The sequence below is a fragment of the Lachnobacterium bovis genome (assembly GCF_900111325.1).
GTDB classification, from domain to species: Bacteria; Bacillota; Clostridia; order Lachnospirales; family Lachnospiraceae; genus Roseburia; species Roseburia bovis_A.
Genome location: NZ_FOGW01000013.1, coordinates 25,842 through 50,355 on the forward strand (window position 1 = coordinate 25,842; position 24,514 = coordinate 50,355).

Consider the following 24,514-nt stretch of genomic DNA (forward strand, 5'->3'; position numbering starts at 1 on the left):
AAAAAAATAAATTCAACCCCTATAATTATAAAATATAAATTTCTATGAATTATGTGGAAAAAGATATGACATTGATATGTTAAAATTGAAAAATAGAACAATATAAAAAAAAGCATTGTAAAACATGTTGTGAAATGGTTATAATGTAGGTTGATAGAAGTAATAAATAAACATAAAATATGTAGATTAGAAAAATTAATTGCGTAAAACCTTTACATAAATAAAAGGCTTTATTATAATGAGTGTAATTTACATATTAATAAGGTGTGCTGACAAGAAGGAAGGGTAAAAGTGAAGATCGAAAGAGTAAATGAAAATCAAATTCGTTGTACATTAACAAGAGAAGATTTAGAAAATAGACAGATTGAATTAAGCGAATTAGCATATGGAACAGAAAAGGCTAGAAATTTATTTCGCGATATGATGCAACAAGCTAATAGTGAGTTTGGATTTGAAGCAGATAATGGTATACCTCTTATGGTCGAAGCAGTTCCGCTTTCAGGGGGAAATATTATATTAATGATTACCAAAGTAGATTATCCAGAAGAATTAGATACACGTTTTTCTAAATTTACTGATATTGATGAGTTTGACGCATTTGGGGCTGCAGAAAGTAAAAAAGCTAAAGTACAAGGCGTTGATGATATATTAGATATATTTAAAAAAATGCATGATGATGAGAACGAAAATGTTGATGAAGAAGATGAAGAAGATGTAGATGATTCAGACGATGATGAGAAATATTTAGATATAACAAATGATATAGTAGCAATCAGGCCAATAAAAGACGAAGACGATAACTTAGAATTAAAAGAATATAAGAGCGTCGAAGAACTATTAGATGAAGTTTTCGCAGATAAAGTCTCTAAGGAAAAGAAGAAAAATGATTCTTTAAGCGATGAGGATAATTTCGAGGAAGAAGAATCTGACAAATTGGTTGATATAGTAAGAATGTATGAATTCAGCAGAATAGAGAGCATTATTCGTTTGGGTAAAGTTTTAAAACGTTTTTATAACGGAGAAAATAATTTATATAAGAATACAAAGACAAAAAAATATAATTTAATTCTACATAAGAATAATCATTCTCCAAAAGAATATAATAAAATTTGTAACGTTGTATCTGAATATGGTAAGTTACAAATATATTCAAAATCAACAGAGGCGTTTTTAAGAGAACATAATAAATTGATTCTTGAAAAAAATGCGTTAGAAGTATTATCAGAATTAGATTAATAAAAATGAATAAAAATGAATAAAAAATAAAAACCTTTATGCCATAAAGCGTAAAGGTTTTTTAAATTTAAAGGAATGATTAAGCTAAATCATGCTCTAAAAAATCGTTGATATCAGCAACTAAATCATCAGGATCAATTCCATGAACCATAGCAGCTTCTTCAATTGTTTCCATCTGAGATGAAGGACATCCGAGACAGTGCATACCAATTCCTAAAAGCATAGGTGCAATATTTTGATCAATATTTAAAAGTTCGCCGATCATTGTTTCTTTTGTTACTTTTGCCATTGTTTTATCCTCCTTAAAAAATCCTAGCTTAAAACATTATAATATGCTTTAAACATAAAAGCAAATAATAAAAATATTATTTATTTTTTTTTAATTATCTTCTGTATAAGAAATAATTTTTTCAAGGTCGATAAACTTACTAGATATATTTTAGAGAATTTTTGCTAGAGATTAAGTGAGTTATTAATATGTCTATTAGTAGTACGAACTGACATGGATAGTCAGTTATGAAATGCATGGAAGCGGACTCGCCAGTTGGCAGAATTAGGAGAAATGATATAGATGAGAATTAACCATAATTTATCGGCTGTTATTACCAATACACAGTTAAAGAAAATAGAAGAAAGATTAGCGGCGTCTACAGAGCGATTATCAACAGGTTATAAAATTAATAAACCAGGAGATAATCCAGCGGGCCTTGCAATTTCGTATAGAATGACTTCACAAACCAAAGGTGTTACGCAAGCAAAGGATAATACTTCTTCAGGAATTTCAGTAATGCAAGTAGCAGATGGTGCACTTGGAGAAATTGTAGCAGTATTACAAAGAATGAGAGAGTTGTGCGTTCAGGCGGCAAGTGATTCGAATGTTTATGATGATAAGCAAGCTATCCAAAAAGAAATCGAAAAATTAAAACAAGAAGTAGATAGAATTGCAGCTGATACACAATTTAATAGTAAAAATTTATTAGATGGAAGTCAGGATATTAGATCTTATGCAGATAATGCAGATAGGATTATGACTTCAGATGAAGTAAAAGCTGGATTTTATAAATATGAAATTGTAAGTCCAGCAGTGAAAGCTCATATGGATATGAATCCAATTGATTTTACGACAGATGATCCCTTTGGTGTAGAAGGAAAATTGACAATCAATGGAAGCATTATTGATTTAACTGCAGATATGACTAACAAAGAAGTTTATGAAAAAATCAGAAAAGGTGCTGAAATTGGAGAAGGAAAATTTAGTAGAGAAAACGGACAAAACAAATTAGAAGCAATTGAGTATGGTGAAGATTATCAGTTTAACATTACATGTTCGTCTCAGGAATTAGCAGATAAATTATTTGCAAATTCGGGTGATTTTACCACTGTAGAAGGTGGAGTAAGCTTTGTGACAGATGATTTGCAAAATTATTCTCAATATGGTGGTAAAGATGTTGGGGTTAATTTAATTCCATCAGATGACGGATTTTCTGAGAATGCTACTGCTTACACGAAAGGCAACAGAATAGAGGTAACAGATATTGGTGGATTTAATATAGATTTCTTAAATGTACTTGATAAAGATACATATGCAGCTGCAGGAACGCAAGAAATAGAAGTGACAGATATTGGTGATATTACTATGCAGGTTGGATCTAATCAGTATCAGGAAATTGATGTTAGAATTCCAAAAGTTTCATCAGAGGCTTTATATATTGAAAAAATCGACGTTTCTACGACAAATGGTGGAGGACGTGGAATTGCTTTATTAGATGAGGCTATAGCAGCAGTTTCTAAAATTAGATCTGGGGTTGGTGCAGCACAAAATAGATTAAATTATGCAGCAAACAGTTTATCAGAATTAGAAGTTAATATGACAAATGCATTTGCTACACTTATGGATACGGATATGGCTGAAGAAATGACAACATATACAGAACAAAATATATTAAATCAAGCTACGATTTCAGTTTTATCGCAGGCAAATGATATGCCACAACAAATTTTAGCGTTATTAACAAAATAAGATGGGAGAGAAGATAAGTTATGACACAAGAAAAGATTCAAGAATTTACAAGACGTTTAAGTCAATGCAATAAGAGCGAGCTTACAATCATTAACTATGAAATTGCATTTACTTATATGGAGGACGCAGAATCTGCATATAATAATGGTGATTATGCTGAATTTAAAAAGAATATTGAGTGGGCTGAAAAAGCAATTGAAGAATTAAGAAGCGTTTTGAACTTTGAGTATGAGTTGTCGAATAATTTAAATGAAATCTACTTATATTGTAATAGAAGTCTATCAGAAAGTGTTTACAAAAATGAAACAAACGGCATTAAGGAAGCTAAAAAGTTGTTGGAAAAATTGTATGAAAGTTTTAGAGTTGCGGCAGAATCAGATAATTCTGGAAGCATGATGGATAATGTGCAAAATGTATATGCAGGAATAACATATTCAAAAAATGATTTGAATGAAACATATACGAACGATTCAAATAGAGGATTTTTGGCTTGATAAAATTTAATAGGTGAAAAATAAAAAAGTCGCCAAGAAATTTAGGTTTCTTGGCGATTTGTTATGTTTTTGATATAAATTTATTATAGGGAAAATCTTTTATTATGTTTCTTATTACAAAAAAATAAAAAAATAGAAGTTGTAAAATGGATGTTTTTTACAAATATCACAAATCAAATAAAAAGTTGTGGACAAAGGTAAAAAATCTTGTTATACTTCAAAAAGTAAATGAGGTGATAAACATGACAAATCTAAGTGCCTCACATTTTATTCTTTTTATCGTTCTGATAATAGCAGTTTTCCAGGATATTAAAACTTATAAGATAAAGAATAAGACGATTTTAGCAGGCATTTCTTTAGGAATCATATTAAATTTATTTCAAAATGCGTATCCATTAAAGGTTGGTCTCATTAATAAAATCATTGTGATATTAGTTTTATATATATTTTATAGAATAAAAGCAATCGGATCAGGCGATGTGAAATTATACTTTGTGTGTGCTTTTTTTGTAGAATATTCGTTATTTTATAAGATTATATTTATTTCATTTGTTCTTGGAGCGATAATTTCGATTATAAAGCTAATTGTTGATAAAAAATTCAAATTCATTTTATTTAAATTTTTTATCTATATAAGAGATCTCTTCTATGGACGTGTCAGAAAATATGAGGTTGAAAAAGATCAAAAAAAATCTGTAATACATTTTTCGATTCCAATTTTTTTAGCAGTTGTCATTAATTTTTGTATCTAACATAATGAACTAAATTAGTCATAGGAAAGGAAGTAATTTATATGAAAAAAATAAAATCTGGTTTTCTTGAGAAAAATAGTGAGTATATAAGGCGATTGAATAATTATATTTTAAAAAATAACAATGACAAAATAGAATCATTTGTTTTTAGTGAAATTCAAAAATTAAAGGATTTTTTGGAGCGAACATCAGAAGAGATTGATTTATTATTTTTTGAAGAAAATCCGGAAAATTATAATGAAATAGTAAGTATATGTGAATTATATAATATAAAAATGATTTGTTTTGCAGAAAATATTAATGAAGTTGGAAAGAATAATCTAGAATCTGGAGATGAAAAAAATCTAATAGTAGTAGATAAATTTACAGATGTTGATCAATTGCTAGAGGATACATATTACGATATTTGCGATGAAGAGTATACTCTAAATATTGATAAAAGCAGTATTAATACTTCAAAAATAATTGGAGTTTATTCCTTAGCAAATTCCCAATTTCAGTTACCTTTTTCACTTTTTGCAGCGGAAAGTATTTCGGAAAATGATATTTCAAACGATAGAGTTTTACTGCTTGATATGCAAGAAAATAGTGGTCTTAAATTGTTTTTAAATCAAAACAATCAAAATTCAAATAAAATGGGACTTGAAGATTTATTAGTGATGACAGAAACCGGGACTATATCAAGTAAACGTTTAACAAGTTGTAAAAGTTCGCTTGGTAAGATAGATATTATTAATCCACCAAAAGATTCATCTGTAATTGCAGATATGACTTTTGAAATGTGGAAAAATATGATTAATATTTTAAGCAAAGAGTTGAAGTATAAATATATAATTATAAATTTTGGGACAAGGTGTATAAATTTTTATGATGTATTAAAAGAATGTAAAAAGATTTATATTCTTAAAGATGAGTCATTAATTTCAAATAATAGATTATCTGATTTTTACCAAGAGTCTAACTTAAATGAATATGAAATTGTTGAAGAAATTTCGCTAATACAACCAAAGAATAAATTATTAGATATTTCTAAAATTGTCGAAGCTTGGAAATGGAGCGAATTTGGAGATTCAATAAGAAAGAGACTGGTGATCTAATAATGAATAATTCAGATACAAAAATATATGAAAATATACGAGAAGATGTTCTTAAACGTTTAGATTTTACAAGAGAAGTTGATGATGAAGAAATAAAATGCATTATCGGAGAAGAAACAGTAAAAAATCTAAATGGTATAAATTTTAAAATACAAGAACGTATCGAACTAGAAAAAAGTATTTTTAATTCATTAAGGAAATTTGATGTCTTACAGGATTTGATAGATAATCCTCAGGTAAGTGAAATAATGATAAATGGACCTAAAAATATTTTTTATGAAGAAGCTGGAATAATAAAAAAATCAAATCTAAATTTTGCGTCTGAAGAAAAATTGCATGATGTTATACAACAAATTGTTGGAAAACATAATCGAGTAGTAAATGAAGCAAATCCTATAGTAGATACACGTTTGCCAAATGGATCAAGAGTTAATATAGTTTTAGCTCCGATTTCTTTAAATGGTTCTTCTATATCAATAAGAAAGTTCCCAAGTAAACCATTAGAAATGGATGATTTAATAAAAAAATGTAGTATAACTGAGGAAGCGGCAGTTTTTTTGAAGATGTTAGTAAAAGCTAGATACAATATTTTTATTTCAGGAGGAACAAGTTCTGGTAAGACAACTTTTTTGAATGCATTATCACAATTTATTAATTCAGATGAAAGAATTATCACAATAGAAGATTCCGCAGAACTACAAATTCAAGGTGTAGAAAATATTGTGAGATTAGAAACGAGAAATGCAAACGTTGATGGTGTAACACCAATTACAATAAGAGATCTTATTAAATCTGCATTAAGAATGAGACCGGATAGAATTATAGTAGGTGAATGTAGAGGCGAAGAAACACTAGATATGTTACAGGCGATGAATACAGGACATGATGGAAGTTTATCAACAGGACATGCAAATTCAAGCAGAGATATTCTCTATAGAATTGAAACAATGGTACTTATGGGAGTAGATATTCCACTTCCTGCAATAAGATCACAAATAGCATCAGGTATAGATATCATTGTTCATTTAGGAAGGTGCATTGATAAATCAAGAAAAGTTCTTGAAATCGCAGAAGTAAATGGCTTGAAAAATGGAGAAATTCAATTGAATAAAATCTATGAGATTAATTCAGAAAATATATTAATAAAGTGCAATGAATTAATCAATCAAGATAAGTTAATCATGTCAGGAGTAATATAGATGAACAGTAATATTAATTATAACGAATATATACTTTCAAAAATAGAAAAAAAGAAAATTCTATTTATCAGTATAATTCTTACGATAGTAATAGCATTTCTTTTTTATAATTCTCCAATAGCATTAATAATATTTTTTTTACTGTATAAATTAGTTAAGGATAAACTTATAGAAGATGGTAAAACTAAAAGGAGAAAAATTCTCGAAAATCAATTTGTTGATGCGCTACAGAGTATATCAACTTCTATTTTATCAGGATATTCCGTAGAAAATGCATTTAAAGAAGCGGAAAATGAGATAGAACAATTACATTCTAAAAAATCCGTAATGTATAAAGAATTAAACCAAATAAATAAATCGGTCGATTTAAATATACCATTAGAACAATTGCTAGATGATTTTGCTCAAAGATCTGGTGTAGAAGAAATAAAAAATTTTGCAGAAGTATTTTATTATGCTAAAAGAGGTAGTGGCGATTTTGTAAAGATAATAGAAAAATCGGTATCACATATAAGAGAAAGTATTGATATTTCTAATGAAATTAATGTTTTAATTGCTGCAAAAAAATACGAACAAAAAATAATGAGTATGGTACCAATTTTTATTATTGCTTATTTAAGAGTAACTTCTGGTGGATATTTAAATCCGCTCTATAATAATTTTTTTGGCGCTTTTTTTATGAGTATATGTTTAGTAGCTTATTATATTTCTTTAAAATGGGAGAAAAAAATTTTAGAAATAGAGGTTTAAATGAACAAGAGTAAAATAGATAAAAAAAAGTTAATGATTATATGTATTATTTTTGCTTTATTCGGTTTAGCTGCTGATATTATTGGATTTCTTGGAAAGGATAATTTGATTTTAAAGAAAAATAAAAGCGGAGAAGGGCAGAAAATAGTACATGTTAAAATTGACGCAGATGGAGTTGTTAAAAATTATGATTATGACATCAAAATTCGTGAATCATTAATTACAGCTAAACAAGCGGCAAAATTTTTGAAACAAGCAAAAAAAGAAATTAGTAGTCAAATTTTTGCAAAAGGAGATAATGTAAATCATGTAACTAAAAAATTACAACTTAAAGAAAAATGGGCAGATGGAATGGTTGCAGCAGAATGGTACTTTGATCGTTATGATGTTATAACACCAGCAGGAAAGCCAATTTTTAATAAAATATCAAAAAAAGGAAGTAAGGTTAATCTTCATATAAATCTTATTTGTGGCCAGTATTCTGATAAAACCACACTAAAAATGATACTCTATCGCAAAAAACTTTCTAAAAAAGAAAATCTTATATATGAATTAGATTCTAAAATTGCAAATAATCAAATAAATTCCCAAACTCAATATTTTAATTTACCGCAGAGAATAGATGGAGTGGAAGTAAAATGGAAAAAGAAATCAAAATTTTATTTTGTAAAAATATTATTTTTTTCTTTTATAGTAATGATTTTATTGAAACTATCTGAGTTAGAAGAAATGAAAAATAAAGAAAAGATGAGACAAATGCAACTTAGAATTGATTATTCACAAATTGTAAGCAAGTTTGTGATTTTGATTGGTGCAGGTATGTCGATATCAAGTTGTCTTCATAGAATTGCAGAAAATGCTAAAAATAATAATGAAGAATTAGGAAATAAAGAAGGTTATAAACAACTTATTATTACTAGTAATGAGATAAAAGATGGTATTTCGGATAGAATTGCCATTCAGAAACTTGCAGAGAGGGTAAAAATTCCAGAATATAGAAGATTTTCAAGGCTTTTAATTCAAAATATGCAAAAAGGGTCGACAAGTTTGGCAAAATCTTTAGAAGAAGAGATGTATAAGTCCTTTGAAATTAGAAAAAATTTAGCAAAAAAATTAGGAGAAGAAGCCAGTACAAAACTTTTAGGCCCAATGATGATAATGTTTGGAATTGTAATGGCGGTGGTTATTGCACCTGCCATATTTACATTTCACATATAAAAAACTAATAAAAAAAGAAAGGAGAATCAGGGTTGATTAGAATACTTTTTAATAACTCTGAAAAAAAGAAATGAAATTTTTAAAAAAATTAAAAGACACAGAATTAGTTAATGTTAAGAACTTTTTAAAGGAGGAAGACGGTGTAGGTGTTGTAGAAATGATCTTAATATTGGTCGTTTTAATAGGCTTGGTACTAATTTTCAAAGAACAGTTAACATCAATTGTAAATAAAATCTTTAAAACAATATCTGATAAAGCATCTTCTGTTTAAAAGAAAGAAAAAAATAAATAACTATGAAAAAAACTCAAAAAGCGAGTATTACAGTTTTTGCAACTTTATCCTTTATGTTGGTTCTTGCAGTTTCCTTTTCTTTATTGGAAGCGGCAAGAATTACAGAAATACAAAAAGTTACGCGAATGAATTCAGATGCTGTATTAGAAGGTGTTTTTGCAGAATATAATACGCCATTATATCAAAAATATGGTTTGCTAGGATATTGGGCGGATAATGAGAAAGGAAATGTTAGTTTTGATTCAACTATATCAAAAATACAAAATTATACGTATCAAAATTTAAAAAATCAACCATATTTGTATAATAAAAATGCCTTAAATTTACTTAGAGTTAGTAATTGTGATATAAAAGTAGAAAAATATATGTTAATGACAGATGATAATGGAAGGGCATTTACACAATCAATAGTTGAAAAAGAAAAACGAACAATTCCTCAAAGATTAGTTAATGAACTAAAGGAACGCCTAAGAAATATAGATGCAAATAAGTCTGGCGATAAAATGGATAAAGATTTAGATGATGCTCAAGAAGCAATTGATAATCCCAAGGAATACGCAAAAAAACATAATATTTCACTAGAAGACAATTATAAGAAAGAAGCTTCAAAGAACAATTCTACGATAGATGTTCCTAATGATAATAATACTGTAAATAAGGTAAGTGACGAGGTAAGTAAGTTTCCTGTGAATCAATCCGAGGCAGTATCAAATGAAAAAACAAATCCGTTAAAGGTGATAAATAATTTAAGAAAAAAAGGTATCCTAGAATTAGTTTTAGAGAAACCGGGTGAAGTATCTAATAATGAAATTGATCTTAAGAAGTCATTGTCCAAAAGACGCATATTAAGTGGAAATATAAAGGTTACATCTGAAAGTATGTTGATAGACAAAGTCGCACTAACACACTATTTTAGTGAGTATTTTTCTTCATATACTAAACCAAGGCGAGAAGGTGCTTTACAATATGAACAAGAATATATTTTATCAGGAAAAAAAGATGATTGCTCAAATTTGAAAAGTACAATAAATAAAATATTAGTAATGCGAACAGCCTCTAACATGGCGGCTATTTATAAGGATCCGTCAAAAATGTCTCAGATCGAAGCTTTAGCAAATTCATTGGGTGTTGTAACAGCAAATCCAGTTATTATGAAGTGTGCAAAAATTGGATTGATAACGGCATGGGCTTATGGTGAAAGTATCTTAGATTTAAGGACGCTTATGAGTGGAGGCAAAATTAGTATTATAAAATCTCAAAATGAGTGGACTTTAGGATTATCTAACATAGGATCATTAACGGATTTAAAATTTAAGGCTAAAGAAAATAAAAAAGGTATAAAGTATGAAGATTTTTTATCAGCTTTTCTAGCTTTAAAAAATCAAAAGGAAACTACAATAAATGCAATGGACATTATAGAGCATACAATTGCACAACAAAAAGGATATGAAAAGTTTAGATTAGACAATGTGATAATAGAGGCTGAAGTTGATTATAGATATCGAATAAACACTGTATTTCTAGGGTTTGTCAACTTGAATACAAGCAAAATTAGTTCAGTAGAAATAAATAATAAATCAAGGTATTCATATCTAAAAAACTGTAAAGAATAGTATAAAGATAATTAAAAAAAAATTTAACCCATACATATTTCAGGTGTATATGGGTGTCTCTATAAAAACTCATCTCAAAATTAAAAATAAATAATAATAAAAAAATAAAAAATAAATAAGAAAGGAAACTCTCTCAATATGAAAACGAAAAATAAACATACCAAAATTTCAGAGACACCCATATGCACCTGGAAAAAGGGTTCTCTGACATTAGAAGCTACTGTAGTCATTTTGTTTTTAGTGTTTACTTTTGCCAGTATTCTCATGCTGTTTAGGGTACTACAGGTGCAAACGGCTGTACAAGAAAGTGCAACTTATGCAACAAGGAAGACAGCAGCTATGGCAGTGAATGTTAAGAGTGATACAGTAGCTCTTTCTATGGCAAAGGGTTATTATTTTCACCACGCAGCAAAATATAAAGTGGTAAAAAAATACATGAAAGGTTCTTGGGTAATGACAAGATTTGATGGAAGTAGTTGTGATAAGGATGATATAGTACTAAAGATCAGCTATGAAATCAAGATGCCTATAAAGTTTGGAACAATAGATTCACTTAGAATATACCAATCATCGCACCAAAGGAGATGGTCAGGAGATAAGCCAAGATTAGATGCGAACGAAGACTCAGAATATGTATATATTACAGAAACAGGGTATGCATATCACAAAGATATAAAGTGCAGTCACCTAGATTTATCGATACATTTAATAAGTAAGGAGAATATAAATTCCGCAAGAAATTTATCAGGTGGAAAATATTACAGATGTTCACACTGTGTGAAAAAAGACGTACCTTACTATTATATAGCTGATTATGGAACAAATTATCATTCAAGTATATTGTGTAGTGGATTAAAAAGAAGCGTAGAAAGGATAAAACTTAAGGATGTAAAAGGTAAAAGCCCTTGTAAACACTGCGTTTAAGGTAAAAAGTTAGAAAGGAATTATAATGCAAAATATATCTATTTTTTCTGCAATAAAATTAATACAAATATATCCTAATATGGCTAAATATCTGATAATACCTATTATTTCAAATCTAATATGCATTAGTTATTTAGGTTACAACGCATATTTAGATATAAGAACAAAAGAAATACCAGTAAAGAATTCAATAATTATGGCATTTATAGGTGTGGCTTTATCAATAGTATCGGTCGTATGTAGTGGTTACTTTGGTATGAGACTATTGTTTAGTGTACTAATGAATACGGCTATTTCGTTGATTCCAGGGATTATATTGTTTTTAGTTTCTAAATATACGAATCAAATGATAGGATATGGGGATACAATGGTTATTGTTGTATTAGGGCTATATTTAGATGTGAAGAATTTAATGGGATTAATTGTATTAGCTTTTTTCATAGCAGGATTAGTAGCTTTATACGAATTCATAATAAGGAAAAAAGATAAAAAACATGAGATTCCGTTTGTGCCATTTTTATTTATTTCATACGTTATTATAAATTGTACACAGTTTATTCATTAACAGTAAAAAAGTACAATAATAAAAGACATGTAGAAGATAGGAATAAGCAATATGTTAAAAAAAGGATTAATAAAATTAAGGTTATACAAGAAAAGTAAAAAAGACAATAGTATAAACTTGTATGGTATAAATTTAGAAAAAAAATTACGTGCTTCGTACACAATTGAAGCCGCAGTTATGGTTCCAATAATATTAGCCGTATTTTTAGTGACTTGTAACCTATCGATTTCATTATATAAAGAAATTAGTAATGAACATGAAGATAAAAAAATCGAAAAAATGTGGGCGGTTTCAGATTTTTATCTTGTTGAGTTTAATAAAGATGAACCATACATAGAAAAATAACATTATTAACAGGAAAGGATAAGTATAGTATGTCAGATTTTTTACAAGAAGTTTCTTTTTTTAGGACACCAACAAAAAGTTTTATGAAAATACCGGTGGGAGAATGTGAAAAATTAGATCAGGAATTACTTTTAAGAAAAGAACTTGAAAATACGTTGAATTGTAAAAAGAATTATAATGATGGAGTTGCAGAATATTGGTATGATATAACAGGCTATCAGTCTTTTGATAAATATTGTAAATTAAAAAAGCCAACGATTAAGTTATACAAACATCTGATAAATAGCATTTTTATGCAAATTGAAATTCTTGAAAAAAATCTTATAAGTATCAATTCGTTAGTATTAGATCCAAGATATATTTATATAGAAGAAAAAGAAATCTTTTTTACAATTTATCCATCAAAAAGTGTGAGTTTTCTAGAAAAATTTCAAAATTTAATGGAAATTATATTGAAAGAAATCCCACATGAAGAACATGATATAGTTGAATTTGTTTATGGAGTGTATGAGAAAATTGGAAAAGATGAAAATTGCTTTAAATCTATCAGAAAATATGTCAAAAAGTATGAAATATCAGATCAAAAAAGTGGAAAAGTGGAAAAGTTTGTTGACAACTCGGAAAATATATCGAAAATCAGCTCTGAGAAAGTAGAAAAACTTGAGAATTTAGAAACTTCTCCACAACAAGAAAAAACCGTACACAGTATACCTCAGGAAAATACCCCTAAAAAGAAGAAAGAAGTAGAGCGAAAGAGGAATAAATTAAGTAGACTTATTCAAGATAAAATTAAAGAAACACGAGGGGTAATATATGAGTTTTTAGGTATCTCAGATGAAAACAATTTTCCAAGGTTAAAATCAGAAGAAAAATCAGAAGAAAAATCAGAAGAGTTTGATTTAGAGAAGCAAAGTAAGACTAACGGGTGGAAAATTCCAACAAATTTTTTAGGAAAAAAACAGGAGAAGGAACAAGAGCAATTACAAGTTATTTATCCAGATTTAGATTATGAAGAGTCGGATGAAAATCTTGTTGAAACATTTGAAACGGTTTGTCTAAGTGTTGAAACAGATAAAATAAAGGGAACATTTATTTATGAAGGGATAGATAATTTAAATGATTTTTATGTAGATAAAGATGTAGTATTAATTGGTAGTTCACAAACTGCAGATGTATTTATAAAAAAGAATACTGTCAGTAAAATGCATTGCCAAATAAAACGTGATAACGCGGAATATTATGTAGAAGATTTAAATTCGACAAATGGAACATTATTAAACGGAAAACTATTAGAATATCAGAAAAAATACAAGTTAAAAAGAAACGATATTCTATTAATTGCCGATGCAAAATATCGTGTTCTGTAAAAAATTCTAAGATGTTTTAAAATTGAAAAATTAATTTTTGAGTGATATAATCGAAATAAATTACAAAATTGAATATTTGTTGATAGATAAACTATATTTTACGGAGGATGAAAATTGTGGTAAAAATAGAACAAATAAAGAAAAAATTAGATTTTGTAAGAAGATTTCCGATAACTGTGACAATAATAATGGTTTGTGTCGTGATTTTTATCGTAAATAATTTTATTTTTGATAAAAATAATTATATCCTGATTTATAAATACTTTGGATTAGTTGAAAATACTATAAAAAATAAAGAATACTACAGATTATTGACATGTTTTTTTATACATTTTGATATAAATCATTTAGTAGGAAACATGTTTATCCTACTTTTAATGGGGCATAGAGTGGAAGAAGTTGTGGGGAAACTACGATTTTTATTAATTTATCTTTTCTCAGGAATTGTTGGTAGTATACTTGAGATTATATTCATTACAAATTTCAGAGTATATAATAATTATGTATCTGCAGGTGCATCAGGAGCTATATTTGGAATAATAGGTGCATCAATAGTATTAATTTTATTAGATAGCAAAAAGAAGATAGATATTTCTAAAAAAGGAATAGTATTTTTGGCTGTATTTTTATTGCTAATAGGTAAAACAACAAAAACCACAAATATAAACAATATAGGCCATATAACTGGATTATTAAGTGGATTATTTATTACAATGTTGTTATATTTTGTGGAAAAAATCATAAAAAAGAATAGTGTTATTTCTAAAAGATATAAATTTATTTTCTAATTTCATATTGATACATCTGAAATTATTATAAAGATACTTACCTTATATTTTATAATCGAACAAGGTTGATTTTGTTTAGAAAAATTAATATACTTAATTATATAAGGTATAGATAAACAGATTTTTGAGTAGTTTTGGGACATATTAAAAATTATGTTAAAGGGGTGCAAGATATGAAAATAAAAATTTATTATGGGGGTCGAGGGCTTTTAGATGATCCAACGCTTTATGTAATAACAAGAATGGAAAATGTATTACGTGAATTAAGAGTGGATGTTGAAAGATTCAATATATATGAGCATAAAAATGAAATAGCAACCCTTCCACAGACATTTAAAGATGCTGATGGAATTATACTAGCAATAACAGTTGAATGGCTTGGAATTGGCGGATATATGCAGCAATTTTTAGATGCTTGTTGGCTTTATGGAGACAAAAATAAAATTGCAACGACATATATGCAACCAATTGTTATGTCAACAACATATGGAGAACGAGAAGGTGAAATGACATTATGTAATGCTTGGGAGATTTTAGGTGGTTCTCCATGTCCAGGTTTGTGTGGATATGTTGATGATTTGGCCATGTTCAAAATGAATGAAGATTATAATCTGATTATAGAAAAGAAAGCAGAGAGTTTATATAGAACTATATCTCAAAAGGTAAAAAATTTACCAACAAGTAATCAGGCTGTTAAACAAACGGTATTAAGAACTCAATCCTTAAGTCTTACACCACAAGAAAGTGAACAATTATCGAAGTATGTTTCAGATGATACTTACGTAAAAAAACAAAAAGAAGATATAGAAGAATTAGCATCTATGTATAAAGATTTATTAGGACATAGAGAAGAAAAAAATATAGAACCTTATAAGAATGATTTGTTAGCAAGGTTTAGACCACAGGGAAGCCTTAAAGTAGCGTATTCTTTCATCATAGAAGGATTCAAAAAGCCGCTTTATGTTGGAATAAGCGGAGCAAATATCGAAGTGTATTATGGTGAAAATGAAAGCGTAGATGTGGTAATAAAAATCAGACAAGAAATGTTTGATGATATTTTAGCAGGTAGATTGACATTCCAAAGGGCATTCATGACGGGCTCGATAACAGCGAAAGGTAACTTTAAAATACTTAGGCTTCTAGATGAAATATTTTTATCAGAGCAGTTAGTATAAAGTTTAAATATTTATAATAAATAGAAAAGAGGATATAAGATGAAGGAAGATAACTGTATTTTTTGTAAATTAGCAAACGGAGATATTCCTACAAATTCAATTTATGAAGATGAAGATTTTAATGTTATTTTAGATGCTTCACCAGCAACAAAAGGACATGCTTTAATTTTGCCTAAAAAGCACTATAAAGATGTATATTCAATTGATTCAGAATTATTGGGAAAGGCAGCTATTTTAGCACAAAAGATAATTAAAGAAGAAAAAGTAAAATTAGGATGTCAAGGATATAATATAGTGCAAAATAATGGAGAAGTCGCAGGGCAGACAGTATTTCACTTCCATATGCACCTTATCCCAAGATATGAAAATCAAGAAGAGGATACAACTGGTGTTGTAGATTGGGAACAAAGAAAAGTTGATCCAGAAGAAATGAAAAATATTTGTGAAAAAATGAAGCTTAATTAGTTTTAAAAATTGTTTTTCATATAATTTAATAGAAGTAAAAATAAAATATGCATATCTACAGTTAAAAGTAGATATGCATATTTTTTATTTTCTTAATTTATATAGTATATAATATGAGTTTATTGTAAAAGTTTAATTAAGGTTTAAATATCATACATTTAATATTATATTTGAAAAAGTGTTAGTCTATTTTAAATACACTCATTGATTCTTTAATTCCAACAGCAGATTCGGTAACAGTATTAGCTGAATCAGCAACTTCCTCACTTTCAGCAGCAACTTCCTCAGCAGAAGTAGCTAATTTTTCAACGGAAGAAGATACTTCTTCACTACTTGCTGATTGTTCTTCTGATATTGCAGCAACAGAAGATGCGATGTTATCGACGTTACTCATCATATCCATCATTTCTTTGATAGTTAAGTTTGTATTTTGAACATCGTCATAAATTTCAGCAAAAGTATTACCAGCAACTGTAACGGCTTCTGAGCTAGTTGCAATTTCTTCTACATTTTGTTTAGATTTTTCGTAAAGTTGATCAATTTGTGCATTGATATCTTTGATAATTGCAGCAATTTGAGTCGTTGAATCTGCAGAGTCAGAGGCAAGATTGCCGATTTCGCTAGCAACAACAGCAAAACCTTTACCGGCTTCACCAGCTCGAGCTGCTTCAATCGAAGCGTTCAAAGAAAGTAAGTTGGTTTGCTCTGCGATAGAGTTAATCATTTCTATAATAGAATTAATCTTTTGTGTTGACTCATTAACGGCAGAAACGACATCGTTCATTTCGTTCATAGAATTTGCAATATCTTGCATTCCTTGTTGAACGTTCTCCATATCCTGTTGGCCGTTTTGAGCCTTAGTTACTAGAAGACTCATTGTGTTATTAGCTGTATCACCTTTTACCATAAGATCGCTTACTTCACCTGCTAAATCGGTGGCGTTATTAGCAAGTTCACTAACTGCATCTGTCATACCATCCATGGCAAGTCTTATTTGTTCCATAGAACTAGATTGCTCACTAGCCTGTTGGCTTAACAAATCAGAAGAGCGTTTACTGTTTTCTGCTTGAAGAGCTAAGTTGTCAGATGTAGTTTTTACTGATGAAATAGAGTCTTTCATGTGACTTACAAAGGTTTGTAGTGAATCGCTCATGTATCCAATTTCATCAGAAGAATTAGAATTAATACTTACGGTAAAGTTACCTTGTGTGATTTCGTGAATAATAGCAGTAATTTCTTTTATAGGTTTTGAAACAAATTGTTTTATGAAAATAAGTAAAACAATAGCAATAATAGTAACAGCAATTACCATAATAATATAGCCAATACGTTGGAAAATTTTAACTTCAGCAAGAGCAGTGCTTTCTTTTACGGTACAAGCAACAGTCCATCCTACACCCTTTACAAGCGCAGGAGATACATAATACGTCGAACCATCTTCTCCTTTTATGGAAGTTGTAGGGTTGTTTTTGCCATATATGATAGAATCTCCAGCTTTTTTTAGAATAGGTTTTAGGTTTTCGATAAGTTCATTATCAGTTATTTCTGATAATTTTTTGTTGTTATATTTTTTGATTCTAAAATAAAGTATATCATCACCACTTACAAGCATCATTGATCCTGTATTCATTGGTTTTACCTTTGAAACTCGGTCAATTAAAGAGGTAAGGATAATATCTGAACCAGCAACACCAGTACGTCCGTCTTTTAATTTGATTTTTCTTGCCATTGTTATTACTGTAGCACCGGTATCATGACTTGTGTAAGGAGAACCAACAAGAGTAAATTTCTCTTTGTCTAGACCTGCTTTATACCAATCACGCTCTAAAGGGTTATAGGTATCTTCATAACAAGGGTCTGTATCCGGAGAATAGCCCGGAGTGTCATATTGGTCATAATAGTAATATTTTTTATCTGAAAGACCAAAATAAACACCAGATCTAGAAAGGTTAGAGTATGTACGAGTTGGTTGAATAGCACGTAAAAGATCTGCGTCAGATTCATAGTCAGAATGCTCAATAGTGCTCATGACTCCTTCAAAATGTGATATAAGTGGCAATAACTCGTCAGAAAGAGATGCAGCTTGATAGTGAGATTCATTATCTAAAGAATCCTTTACTGTTGTTAGGATAGTGCTTTTAGCATATTGCATAAGAATCATAATAAGTATAATGGTTAAAACTGCAATTAGAGGGACCAAAATACTTAAAAGTTTTCCACTAACTGATTTAAAAGCACCAGGTTTTTTACGCCCATTAGAGTTTGTTTTACTTGTATTAGTGGGTCTGTTCATATAATTTCCTCCTTAATTTTATAGATCTAAGTATCAAACACATTCTATAACAGGTTTATCGGAGGATAAAGGAACAATATAGGGACAAGAATAATTAAAAAATTATAAATAAAAAAGATAAAAATATAAATAGAAAATATAAAACAATAAAATTAAATAAAAAATATGAATAAAAAAATAGGAATAAAAAAATAAGAAAAAAAATAAGAAAAAAAATAGGAATAAAAAAGGATACATTAAAAAAATGTATCCTAATGAAAAATAAAAATTGTTTTATAGAAAAAAATTTTATATAGATGTTTCTTTGATTAAAGAGATAATAGCTCCAATTGAATCAATTTGTCCACTTGCATTCATTGCTTTTATATATTGTTCTTTGTTTTTAAAAGTAGAATTAACTGTTTCTAATAAAAGCTTATCATTTAATGATTCTTCTTCGATTACAACAGAAAATCCTTGACGCTTGAAAGATTTAGCGTTTAAAATTTGATCACCACGGCTTGCGGCTGCAGATAGTGGAATTAAAATATTAGGTTTTCGTAATGCTAAAAGTTCACAAATTGAATTAGCGCCAGCACGAGAAATAACTAAATCGGCAGAAGCAAACATATCTGTTAATTCTTTATTAGCATATTCAAATTGGGCATATCCAACTAAACCATCAAGAGAAGAATCTAAATTACCTTTTCCACAAAGATGGATGATGTTGAATTGTTCTAAAAGTTCAGGTAAAACTTTGCGAACAGAGTCATTTATTACTTTTGAACCTGAACTACCACCAACAATAAGAAGAATAGGTTTTGTAGTATCTGTAAAATGACAATATTCGATTGCTTTGTTAGGATCGCCACCAAATAATTCAGCACGGATAGGTGAACCTGTTAAAACCGCTTTATCTTTTGGTAAATATTTCATTGTCTCAGGGAAGTTACAGCAAACTTTTTTTGAACGTGGAATTGCGAGTCTATTAGCAAGTCCAGGAGTTATATCAGATTCATGAATAATTGCTGGTACTTTGCAGAACTTTGCTGCAAGTACTACAGGAACTGAAACAAAACCTCCCTTAGAAAATACAATATTTGGTTTAATTTTTTTAATTAGACGAATAGCTTGAAAATAACCTTTTAAAACTTTAAAAGGATCAGAAAAATTTTTCCAATCAAAATATCTACGTAATTTTCCAGAAGAAATTCCGTAATATTTAATGCCCTGCGCTTCAATTAAACCTCTTTCCATACCGTTGTAAGAACCGATATATGAGATGTCGTAACCAGCTTCTTTAAGGGCTGGCATTAAAGCTATATTAGGTGTAACATGACCAGCAGTTCCGCCACCTGTCATAATAATTTTTTTCATATGTTATAACCTCTTCTTTCTATATAAAAGCCTTAGCAAGTTCAATATTACAACTTTAGGAAAAAATAAGCAAATACAAAAGTGAATTTTTCATAAATTTTCGTGAATACCTTGAATAAAATTCTTAGGATTGCTATAATTTAAACGAATTCGTCAAACCAAATAAAGGAGTGTTTAAAGATGTGTAAAATTACATTTGATTATTCAAAAGCGTCATCTTTTATTAGTTCAGAAGAAGTTTCTTTCATGGAGAAACTTGTAAACGACGCTAAAGAGCAGTTAGTTAACAAAACAGGTGCTGGTAATGATTTCTTAGGATGGATTGATCTACCAGTAGCATACGATAAAGAAGAGTTTTCTAGAATTAAGGAGGCTGCTAAAAAAATCCAGTCTGATTCAGAGGTGTTTGTAGTAATCGGTATTGGTGGATCATACTTAGGAGCAAGAGCTGCAATTGAGTTCTTAAGACATGGTTTCTACAATAACATTACAAAAGAACAGCGTAAAACTCCAGAAATCTATTATGCAGGAAATAGCATCAGTGGTACATATTTAAGAGACCTTATTGATGTAATTGGAGATAGAGATTTCTCTGTAAATATTATTTCAAAATCAGGTACAACAACAGAACCATCTATCGCATTTAGAGTATTCAAAGAAATGCTTGAGAAAAAATACGGTAAAGAAGGCGCTGCAAAACGTATCTATGCAACAACAGATAAAGCTAAGGGAGCATTAAAGAGCCTTGCAACAGAAGAAGGATATGAAACATTCGTAGTACCTGATGATGTTGGTGGACGTTTCTCAGTTCTAACAGCAGTAGGTTTACTTCCAATTGCAGTAAGTGGTGCTGATATTGATAAATTAATGGAAGGTGCAGCAGCAGGTAGAGAACTTGCATTAAATAAAGAGTTTGGTGATAATGACTCATTACAGTATGCAGCAATCAGAAATATCTTATTAAGAAAAGGTAAAACAGTAGAAGTTTTAGCTAATTATGAACCAAGCTGCCACTATGTTTCTGAATGGTGGAAACAGTTATACGGTGAAAGTGAAGGAAAAGATCAAAAAGGTTTATTCCCAGCTTCAGTTGATTTAACAACAGATCTTCATTCAATGGGACAGTTCATTCAAGATGGTGCTAGAATCATGTTCGAAACAGTTTTAAATGTAGAAGAATCACGTAGAGAAGTTGTTATCGGAGAAGATAAGGACGACTTAGATGGTTTAAACTATTTAGCTGGTAAAAACATGGATTTCGTTAATAAGAGTGCTATGAATGGTACAATTTTAGCTCATACTGACGGAAATGTACCAAACTTAATCGTTAATATTCCAGAGCAGAATGAATTTTATCTTGGAGAATTATTCTACTTCTTCGAGTTTGCAGTTGGTGTAAGTGGATACTTATTAGGTGTAAATCCATTCAATCAGCCAGGTGTAGAAAGCTATAAAAAGAACATGTTTGCATTACTTGGCAAACCAGGTTTTGAAGCTCAAAGAGAAGAATTATTAAAGAGACTTTAGTTTTTAAATTTACTTTTTATTAAGATAACATGCTATTTTTTGGTAGGATAACACGTTATTTTTGCTAAGAAAACATGTTAAATTATAGAAGAAAATGCTAGATTTTAAAACGAAATATTAAGGTTGTAAGAGGTTAAAAATACCTCTTACAGCCTTTTTTTTATGTACAAATGTAACAAAAATAAGCCATTTTTTAGAAAAAACAGTTAGTTTACTCTAACAAAATGACAATAAGAAATGAAAATTAATTAATGAATCAAAAATGCGTATAAATAAGATAAATAGGGGAAAAGATATTACAAAAATGTTACAAGATACACATTGATGTAATTGTTAAGGAAAAGATAAATCTTTTGTGCAAATTGCCTAAAAGAAATAGCGTCTAACAGTAGTTCAAATGAAGAAAATGTCCTAAAGAGTCCGTAAAATAGGGCTTTTTGGGGATGCGAAAAATAAAATGATCTATAAAACAGCCCTCGATTTGACAAAAAAAATAGTGTCTGTTATACTTTGTGAAGTAATAAATTTGTAACAATTGAAACACAAAATTCAAAAACGAAATATTAGTGTAATAGATTTTTAAATCTATAAACACCATATGGAGGTAAATTTATGAAGTTTAACAAAAAAGTGATAGGTAGTATGACAGTACTTAGTTCACTTTGTGTTATGACTACAGTTGCAGCAATGACAAACAACGGAGAAAGAACATTAGCTGATCACAATAAGAAAGTTGTTACCGTAGCATACACTGAATCAAGCAGAGGACGTGCAGGTTTTGGAGCAGAAATAGCTAGAACATCCGTAGAAGCTGACAGCGTTAAAAAAGCGACAATTAAAGAAATTGGATATGAAGCGATTGGTGAACAAATCGAAGGCCTAGTAAAAGAGTTAAAATTATCAGATGAAGAAAAAGATTGGGCTAGCGCGTTAATGCCAAAAGTCGAAGATTTTTTACTAGTTAGAACAGAAGCTAATCAGGATTCACAAGTAGTTGGAAAATTATATAAAGGCAATAAAGCCACAGTTGTAGAAAAAGGAGAAGAATGGACAAAAATTTCTTCAGGAAAACTACAAGGATACGTAAGAAATGATATGTGTTACTTTGGCTTAGAAGCATTAAACTATGCAAAACAATCATGTCAGATTGTTGCTGTATCAAAAACAGAAGGACTTAGAGTTAGAGCATCACAAGATGCAAATGCAGAAGTTACAAAGGTTCTTTCAAATGGAGAAGGAATTTCTGTTGATACAAATGCACAGGCTAATAATGAGTGGGTTGCTGTTAAAGTTAATGATGCTACAAATTTTGTTAGTAGACAGTTTGTAGATGTTAAAATTAACACAGGTGTTGGAGTAACACTTGAAGAAGAAGCAGCAGCTAAAGCAGCTGAAGAAGCAAAGAAAGCACAGGAAGCACAAAGTGCAAAAGAAGCACAGGAAGCACAAAGTGTAAAAGAGACACAGACTACAAAATCAGCACCTGCAAGAACAACAGGTTCATCTCTTGCAGCAAGTGCTAATGATGTGACATTACTTGCAGCATTAATTCAGTGTGAAGCAGGTGGAGAATCATACGAATGTCAATTAGCAGTTGGTGCAGTTGTAGTTAACCGTGTACAAAGTGGATATGCTGATGGTACTCTTTACGGAGTAATTTATCAGAGAGGACAATTTGGACCAGCAATGACAGGTAAACTTGAAAGAGTATTATCAAAAGGACCAAGTTCAACATCAGTTAGAGCAGCTCAAGAAGCATTAAGCGGTGTTGATAATGTTGGTGGTGTTAAAAATTTTAGAGATGTTTCATCAAGTTCATATAGTGGACATGTAATTGGTGGAATGGTCTTTTTCTAAAAAAGGTATTTAGTTTTTTAACTTTAAGCATAATTTTAAAGAGCGCTGAGCACTAAAAAGTTAGTGTTTCAGTGCTTTTTTTGTATCTTAAAAAGGGTCTAGACTTGCTAATATTTGGTACATGGGTTAAAATACTATTATTACAAAAAGGGATAAAAGCGAAGTTTAACATAAAACGGAGGAATAGTTATGAATTTAAAAGGTAGAAATTTTTTGAAAATTAAGGATTTTAGTCCTGAAGAGATTTTATATTTGATTGATTTAGCCAAAGAGCTAAAGGATAAAAAGAAACAAGGAATTCGACATGATGATCTTAAAGGAAAAAATATAGCATTAATTTTTGAAAAAACATCAACAAGAACACGTTGTTCATTTGAAGTTGCCGCATATGATTTAGGAATGAATGTTACATATCTTGATCCATCAGGATCCCAAATTGGAAAAAAAGAAAGTATAGCAGATACAGCACAAGTTCTTGGAAGAATGTATGATGGTATAGAATATCGAGGATTTGAGCAGGAAATAGTAGAGGTATTGGCTGAGTATGCTAACGTTCCAGTCTGGAATGGTTTAACAAATGAATCTCATCCAACACAGATGATTGCAGATATGTTGACAATTAAAGAAAATTTCGGTAGATTAAAAGGAATTCGTTTTGTCTATATGGGTGATGCTAGATATAACATGGGAAATTCATTGATGGTAACATGTGCAAAATTAGGAATGGATTTTGTGGCATGTACTAATTCAAAATATTATCCTGAAGATAAATTAGTTAGTTATGCGAAAGAAGAAGCGCAAAAATCAGGTGGAAGCATAACATTGACTGATAACATAGAAGAGGCAACTAAAGATGCAGATGTAATATATACAGATGTGTGGGTATCGATGGGTGAACCAGATGAAGTTTGGAAAGAAAGAATAGACGATTTATTACCATATCAAGTAAACGAAAAAGCATTTGAAAATGCAAAAGATACAGCGATATTTATGCATTGTTTACCAGCTTTCCATGATCTTAATACCAAAATAGGAAAACAAGTATATGAAAAATTTGGATTAAAAGAAATGGAAGTTACAGATGAAATCTTTACAGGAGAAAGATCTGTTGTATTTGACGAAGCTGAAAACAGAATGCACACAATAAAAGCAATAATGAGAGCAACATTAGGAGATTGATT

The 24,514-nt window shown here is 29.5% G+C and carries 23 protein-coding genes; 20 read left to right on the forward strand and 3 right to left on the reverse strand.

Going from position 1 to position 24,514, the window contains the following annotated elements:
* The first annotated feature begins 291 nt into the window (after window positions 1-291).
* A complete protein-coding gene (locus BMY79_RS06815; protein WP_022748155.1) occupies window positions 292-1,236 on the forward strand; it encodes an adaptor protein MecA in 945 nt (314 codons plus the stop codon).
* A gap of 79 nt (window positions 1,237-1,315) precedes the next feature.
* Here BMY79_RS06815 and BMY79_RS06820 read toward each other — a convergent pair whose 3' ends face one another.
* A complete protein-coding gene (locus BMY79_RS06820; RefSeq protein ID WP_022748157.1) occupies window positions 1,316-1,525 on the reverse strand; it encodes a DUF1858 domain-containing protein in 210 nt (69 codons plus the stop codon).
* 282 nt (window positions 1,526-1,807) lie between these two features.
* On the opposite strand from BMY79_RS06820, the gene BMY79_RS06825 reads away from it, so the two are divergent.
* The 16 genes from BMY79_RS06825 (at window position 1,808) to BMY79_RS06900 (ending at window position 16,300) form a co-directional block, all read left to right on the forward strand.
* On the forward strand, window positions 1,808-3,256 hold the full coding sequence (locus BMY79_RS06825; protein ID WP_022748158.1) for a flagellin N-terminal helical domain-containing protein: 1,449 nt from the start codon (window positions 1,808-1,810) through the stop codon (window positions 3,254-3,256).
* Window positions 3,257-3,276: 20 nt separating this feature from the next.
* Window positions 3,277-3,750: a flagellar export chaperone FliS gene (locus BMY79_RS06830; RefSeq protein ID WP_022748159.1), complete on the forward strand. Its 474-nt coding sequence runs from the start codon at window positions 3,277-3,279 to the stop codon at window positions 3,748-3,750.
* A gap of 242 nt (window positions 3,751-3,992) precedes the next feature.
* A complete protein-coding gene (locus BMY79_RS06835; protein ID WP_177176427.1) occupies window positions 3,993-4,502 on the forward strand; it encodes a prepilin peptidase in 510 nt (169 codons plus the stop codon).
* Between the two features lie 41 nt (window positions 4,503-4,543).
* Window positions 4,544-5,599 carry a hypothetical protein gene (locus tag BMY79_RS06840; RefSeq protein ID WP_074730654.1) on the forward strand — a complete coding sequence of 352 codons (1,056 nt, stop codon included), beginning with the start codon at window positions 4,544-4,546 and terminating at the stop codon, window positions 5,597-5,599.
* A gap of 2 nt (window positions 5,600-5,601) precedes the next feature.
* On the forward strand, window positions 5,602-6,798 hold the full coding sequence (locus BMY79_RS06845) for a TadA family conjugal transfer-associated ATPase (protein ID WP_022748164.1): 1,197 nt from the start codon (window positions 5,602-5,604) through the stop codon (window positions 6,796-6,798).
* On the forward strand, window positions 6,799-7,548 hold the full coding sequence (locus BMY79_RS06850; RefSeq protein WP_027422294.1) for a type II secretion system F family protein: 750 nt from the start codon (window positions 6,799-6,801) through the stop codon (window positions 7,546-7,548). It begins immediately after the preceding gene.
* On the forward strand, window positions 7,549-8,766 hold the full coding sequence (locus BMY79_RS06855; protein WP_074730655.1) for a type II secretion system F family protein: 1,218 nt from the start codon (window positions 7,549-7,551) through the stop codon (window positions 8,764-8,766).
* A gap of 70 nt (window positions 8,767-8,836) precedes the next feature.
* On the forward strand, window positions 8,837-9,037 hold the full coding sequence (locus tag BMY79_RS06860) for a Flp1 family type IVb pilin (protein WP_022748168.1): 201 nt from the start codon (window positions 8,837-8,839) through the stop codon (window positions 9,035-9,037).
* Between the two features lie 23 nt (window positions 9,038-9,060).
* Window positions 9,061-10,671, forward strand: coding sequence for a DUF5702 domain-containing protein (locus BMY79_RS06865; RefSeq protein WP_074730656.1), 1,611 nt, complete (start codon window positions 9,061-9,063; stop codon window positions 10,669-10,671).
* A gap of 339 nt (window positions 10,672-11,010) precedes the next feature.
* Window positions 11,011-11,595 (forward strand): hypothetical protein, encoded by a 585-nt coding sequence (locus tag BMY79_RS06870; protein WP_143065826.1) that lies wholly within the window; start codon window positions 11,011-11,013, stop codon window positions 11,593-11,595.
* A 25-nt stretch (window positions 11,596-11,620) separates the two neighbouring features.
* Window positions 11,621-12,160, forward strand: coding sequence for a prepilin peptidase (locus BMY79_RS06875; RefSeq protein ID WP_022748172.1), 540 nt, complete (start codon window positions 11,621-11,623; stop codon window positions 12,158-12,160).
* Window positions 12,161-12,211: 51 nt separating this feature from the next.
* Window positions 12,212-12,505: a hypothetical protein gene (locus BMY79_RS06880; protein ID WP_022748174.1), complete on the forward strand. Its 294-nt coding sequence runs from the start codon at window positions 12,212-12,214 to the stop codon at window positions 12,503-12,505.
* 29 nt (window positions 12,506-12,534) lie between these two features.
* Window positions 12,535-13,872 (forward strand): DUF6382 domain-containing protein, encoded by a 1,338-nt coding sequence (locus BMY79_RS06885; RefSeq protein WP_074730657.1) that lies wholly within the window; start codon window positions 12,535-12,537, stop codon window positions 13,870-13,872.
* Window positions 13,873-13,988: 116 nt separating this feature from the next.
* On the forward strand, window positions 13,989-14,660 hold the full coding sequence (locus BMY79_RS06890; RefSeq protein WP_022748176.1) for a rhomboid family intramembrane serine protease: 672 nt from the start codon (window positions 13,989-13,991) through the stop codon (window positions 14,658-14,660).
* Window positions 14,661-14,833: 173 nt separating this feature from the next.
* On the forward strand, window positions 14,834-15,835 hold the full coding sequence (locus tag BMY79_RS06895; protein WP_022748178.1) for an SCP2 sterol-binding domain-containing protein: 1,002 nt from the start codon (window positions 14,834-14,836) through the stop codon (window positions 15,833-15,835).
* Window positions 15,836-15,874: 39 nt separating this feature from the next.
* Entirely contained in the window at window positions 15,875-16,300 is a 426-nt protein-coding gene (locus BMY79_RS06900) for an HIT family protein (RefSeq protein ID WP_022748179.1), read from the forward strand.
* A 181-nt stretch (window positions 16,301-16,481) separates the two neighbouring features.
* Here BMY79_RS06900 and BMY79_RS06905 read toward each other — a convergent pair whose 3' ends face one another.
* Together BMY79_RS06905 and BMY79_RS06910 are read right to left on the reverse strand one after the other, a co-directional pair.
* Complete coding sequence (locus BMY79_RS06905; RefSeq protein WP_022748180.1) at window positions 16,482-18,593, reverse strand: methyl-accepting chemotaxis protein; 2,112 nt, start codon at window positions 18,591-18,593, stop codon at window positions 16,482-16,484.
* Window positions 18,594-18,881: 288 nt separating this feature from the next.
* Complete coding sequence (locus BMY79_RS06910) at window positions 18,882-19,949, reverse strand: undecaprenyldiphospho-muramoylpentapeptide beta-N-acetylglucosaminyltransferase (RefSeq protein ID WP_022748182.1); 1,068 nt, start codon at window positions 19,947-19,949, stop codon at window positions 18,882-18,884.
* Window positions 19,950-20,129: 180 nt separating this feature from the next.
* Between BMY79_RS06910 and BMY79_RS06915 the strand changes: the two genes are divergently transcribed.
* The 3 genes from BMY79_RS06915 to argF all read left to right on the forward strand — a co-directional run bounded on the left by BMY79_RS06915 (window position 20,130) and on the right by argF (window position 24,512).
* On the forward strand, window positions 20,130-21,476 hold the full coding sequence (locus BMY79_RS06915; RefSeq protein WP_027422299.1) for a glucose-6-phosphate isomerase: 1,347 nt from the start codon (window positions 20,130-20,132) through the stop codon (window positions 21,474-21,476).
* Window positions 21,477-22,088: 612 nt separating this feature from the next.
* The gene (locus tag BMY79_RS06920) at window positions 22,089-23,333 is read left to right on the forward strand and encodes a cell wall hydrolase (protein ID WP_074730658.1); all 1,245 of its coding nucleotides are present in this window, start codon (window positions 22,089-22,091) and stop codon (window positions 23,331-23,333) included.
* 189 nt (window positions 23,334-23,522) lie between these two features.
* Window positions 23,523-24,512 (forward strand): ornithine carbamoyltransferase, encoded by a 990-nt coding sequence (argF, locus tag BMY79_RS06925; RefSeq protein ID WP_022748186.1) that lies wholly within the window; start codon window positions 23,523-23,525, stop codon window positions 24,510-24,512.
* The last annotated feature ends 2 nt before the right edge of the window (window positions 24,513-24,514 follow it).

Bases quoted from the DNA above. Each gene is read 5' to 3' on its own strand.
- BMY79_RS06915 (WP_027422299.1), top strand. From the start codon at position 20,130: ATGTGTAAAATTACATTTGATTATTCAAAAGCGTCATCTTTTATTAGT.
- BMY79_RS06865 (WP_074730656.1), top strand. From the start codon at position 9,061: ATGAAAAAAACTCAAAAAGCGAGTATTACAGTTTTTGCAACTTTATCC.
- BMY79_RS06885 (WP_074730657.1), top strand. From the start codon at position 12,535: ATGTCAGATTTTTTACAAGAAGTTTCTTTTTTTAGGACACCAACAAAA.
- BMY79_RS06855 (WP_074730655.1), top strand. From the start codon at position 7,549: ATGAACAAGAGTAAAATAGATAAAAAAAAGTTAATGATTATATGTATT.
- BMY79_RS06830 (WP_022748159.1), top strand. From the start codon at position 3,277: ATGACACAAGAAAAGATTCAAGAATTTACAAGACGTTTAAGTCAATGC.
- BMY79_RS06835 (WP_177176427.1), top strand. From the start codon at position 3,993: ATGACAAATCTAAGTGCCTCACATTTTATTCTTTTTATCGTTCTGATA.
- BMY79_RS06840 (WP_074730654.1), top strand. From the start codon at position 4,544: ATGAAAAAAATAAAATCTGGTTTTCTTGAGAAAAATAGTGAGTATATA.
- BMY79_RS06895 (WP_022748178.1), top strand. From the start codon at position 14,834: ATGAAAATAAAAATTTATTATGGGGGTCGAGGGCTTTTAGATGATCCA.
- BMY79_RS06845 (WP_022748164.1), top strand. From the start codon at position 5,602: ATGAATAATTCAGATACAAAAATATATGAAAATATACGAGAAGATGTT.
- BMY79_RS06880 (WP_022748174.1), top strand. From the start codon at position 12,212: ATGTTAAAAAAAGGATTAATAAAATTAAGGTTATACAAGAAAAGTAAA.
- BMY79_RS06825 (WP_022748158.1), top strand. From the start codon at position 1,808: ATGAGAATTAACCATAATTTATCGGCTGTTATTACCAATACACAGTTA.
- BMY79_RS06860 (WP_022748168.1), top strand. From the start codon at position 8,837: ATGAAATTTTTAAAAAAATTAAAAGACACAGAATTAGTTAATGTTAAG.
- BMY79_RS06910 (WP_022748182.1), bottom strand. From the start codon at position 19,949: ATGAAAAAAATTATTATGACAGGTGGCGGAACTGCTGGTCATGTTACA.
- BMY79_RS06850 (WP_027422294.1), top strand. From the start codon at position 6,799: ATGAACAGTAATATTAATTATAACGAATATATACTTTCAAAAATAGAA.
- BMY79_RS06870 (WP_143065826.1), top strand. From the start codon at position 11,011: ATGGCAGTGAATGTTAAGAGTGATACAGTAGCTCTTTCTATGGCAAAG.
- BMY79_RS06875 (WP_022748172.1), top strand. From the start codon at position 11,621: ATGCAAAATATATCTATTTTTTCTGCAATAAAATTAATACAAATATAT.
- BMY79_RS06900 (WP_022748179.1), top strand. From the start codon at position 15,875: ATGAAGGAAGATAACTGTATTTTTTGTAAATTAGCAAACGGAGATATT.
- BMY79_RS06905 (WP_022748180.1), bottom strand. From the start codon at position 18,593: ATGAACAGACCCACTAATACAAGTAAAACAAACTCTAATGGGCGTAAA.
- argF (WP_022748186.1), top strand. From the start codon at position 23,523: ATGAATTTAAAAGGTAGAAATTTTTTGAAAATTAAGGATTTTAGTCCT.
- BMY79_RS06920 (WP_074730658.1), top strand. From the start codon at position 22,089: ATGAAGTTTAACAAAAAAGTGATAGGTAGTATGACAGTACTTAGTTCA.
- BMY79_RS06820 (WP_022748157.1), bottom strand. From the start codon at position 1,525: ATGGCAAAAGTAACAAAAGAAACAATGATCGGCGAACTTTTAAATATT.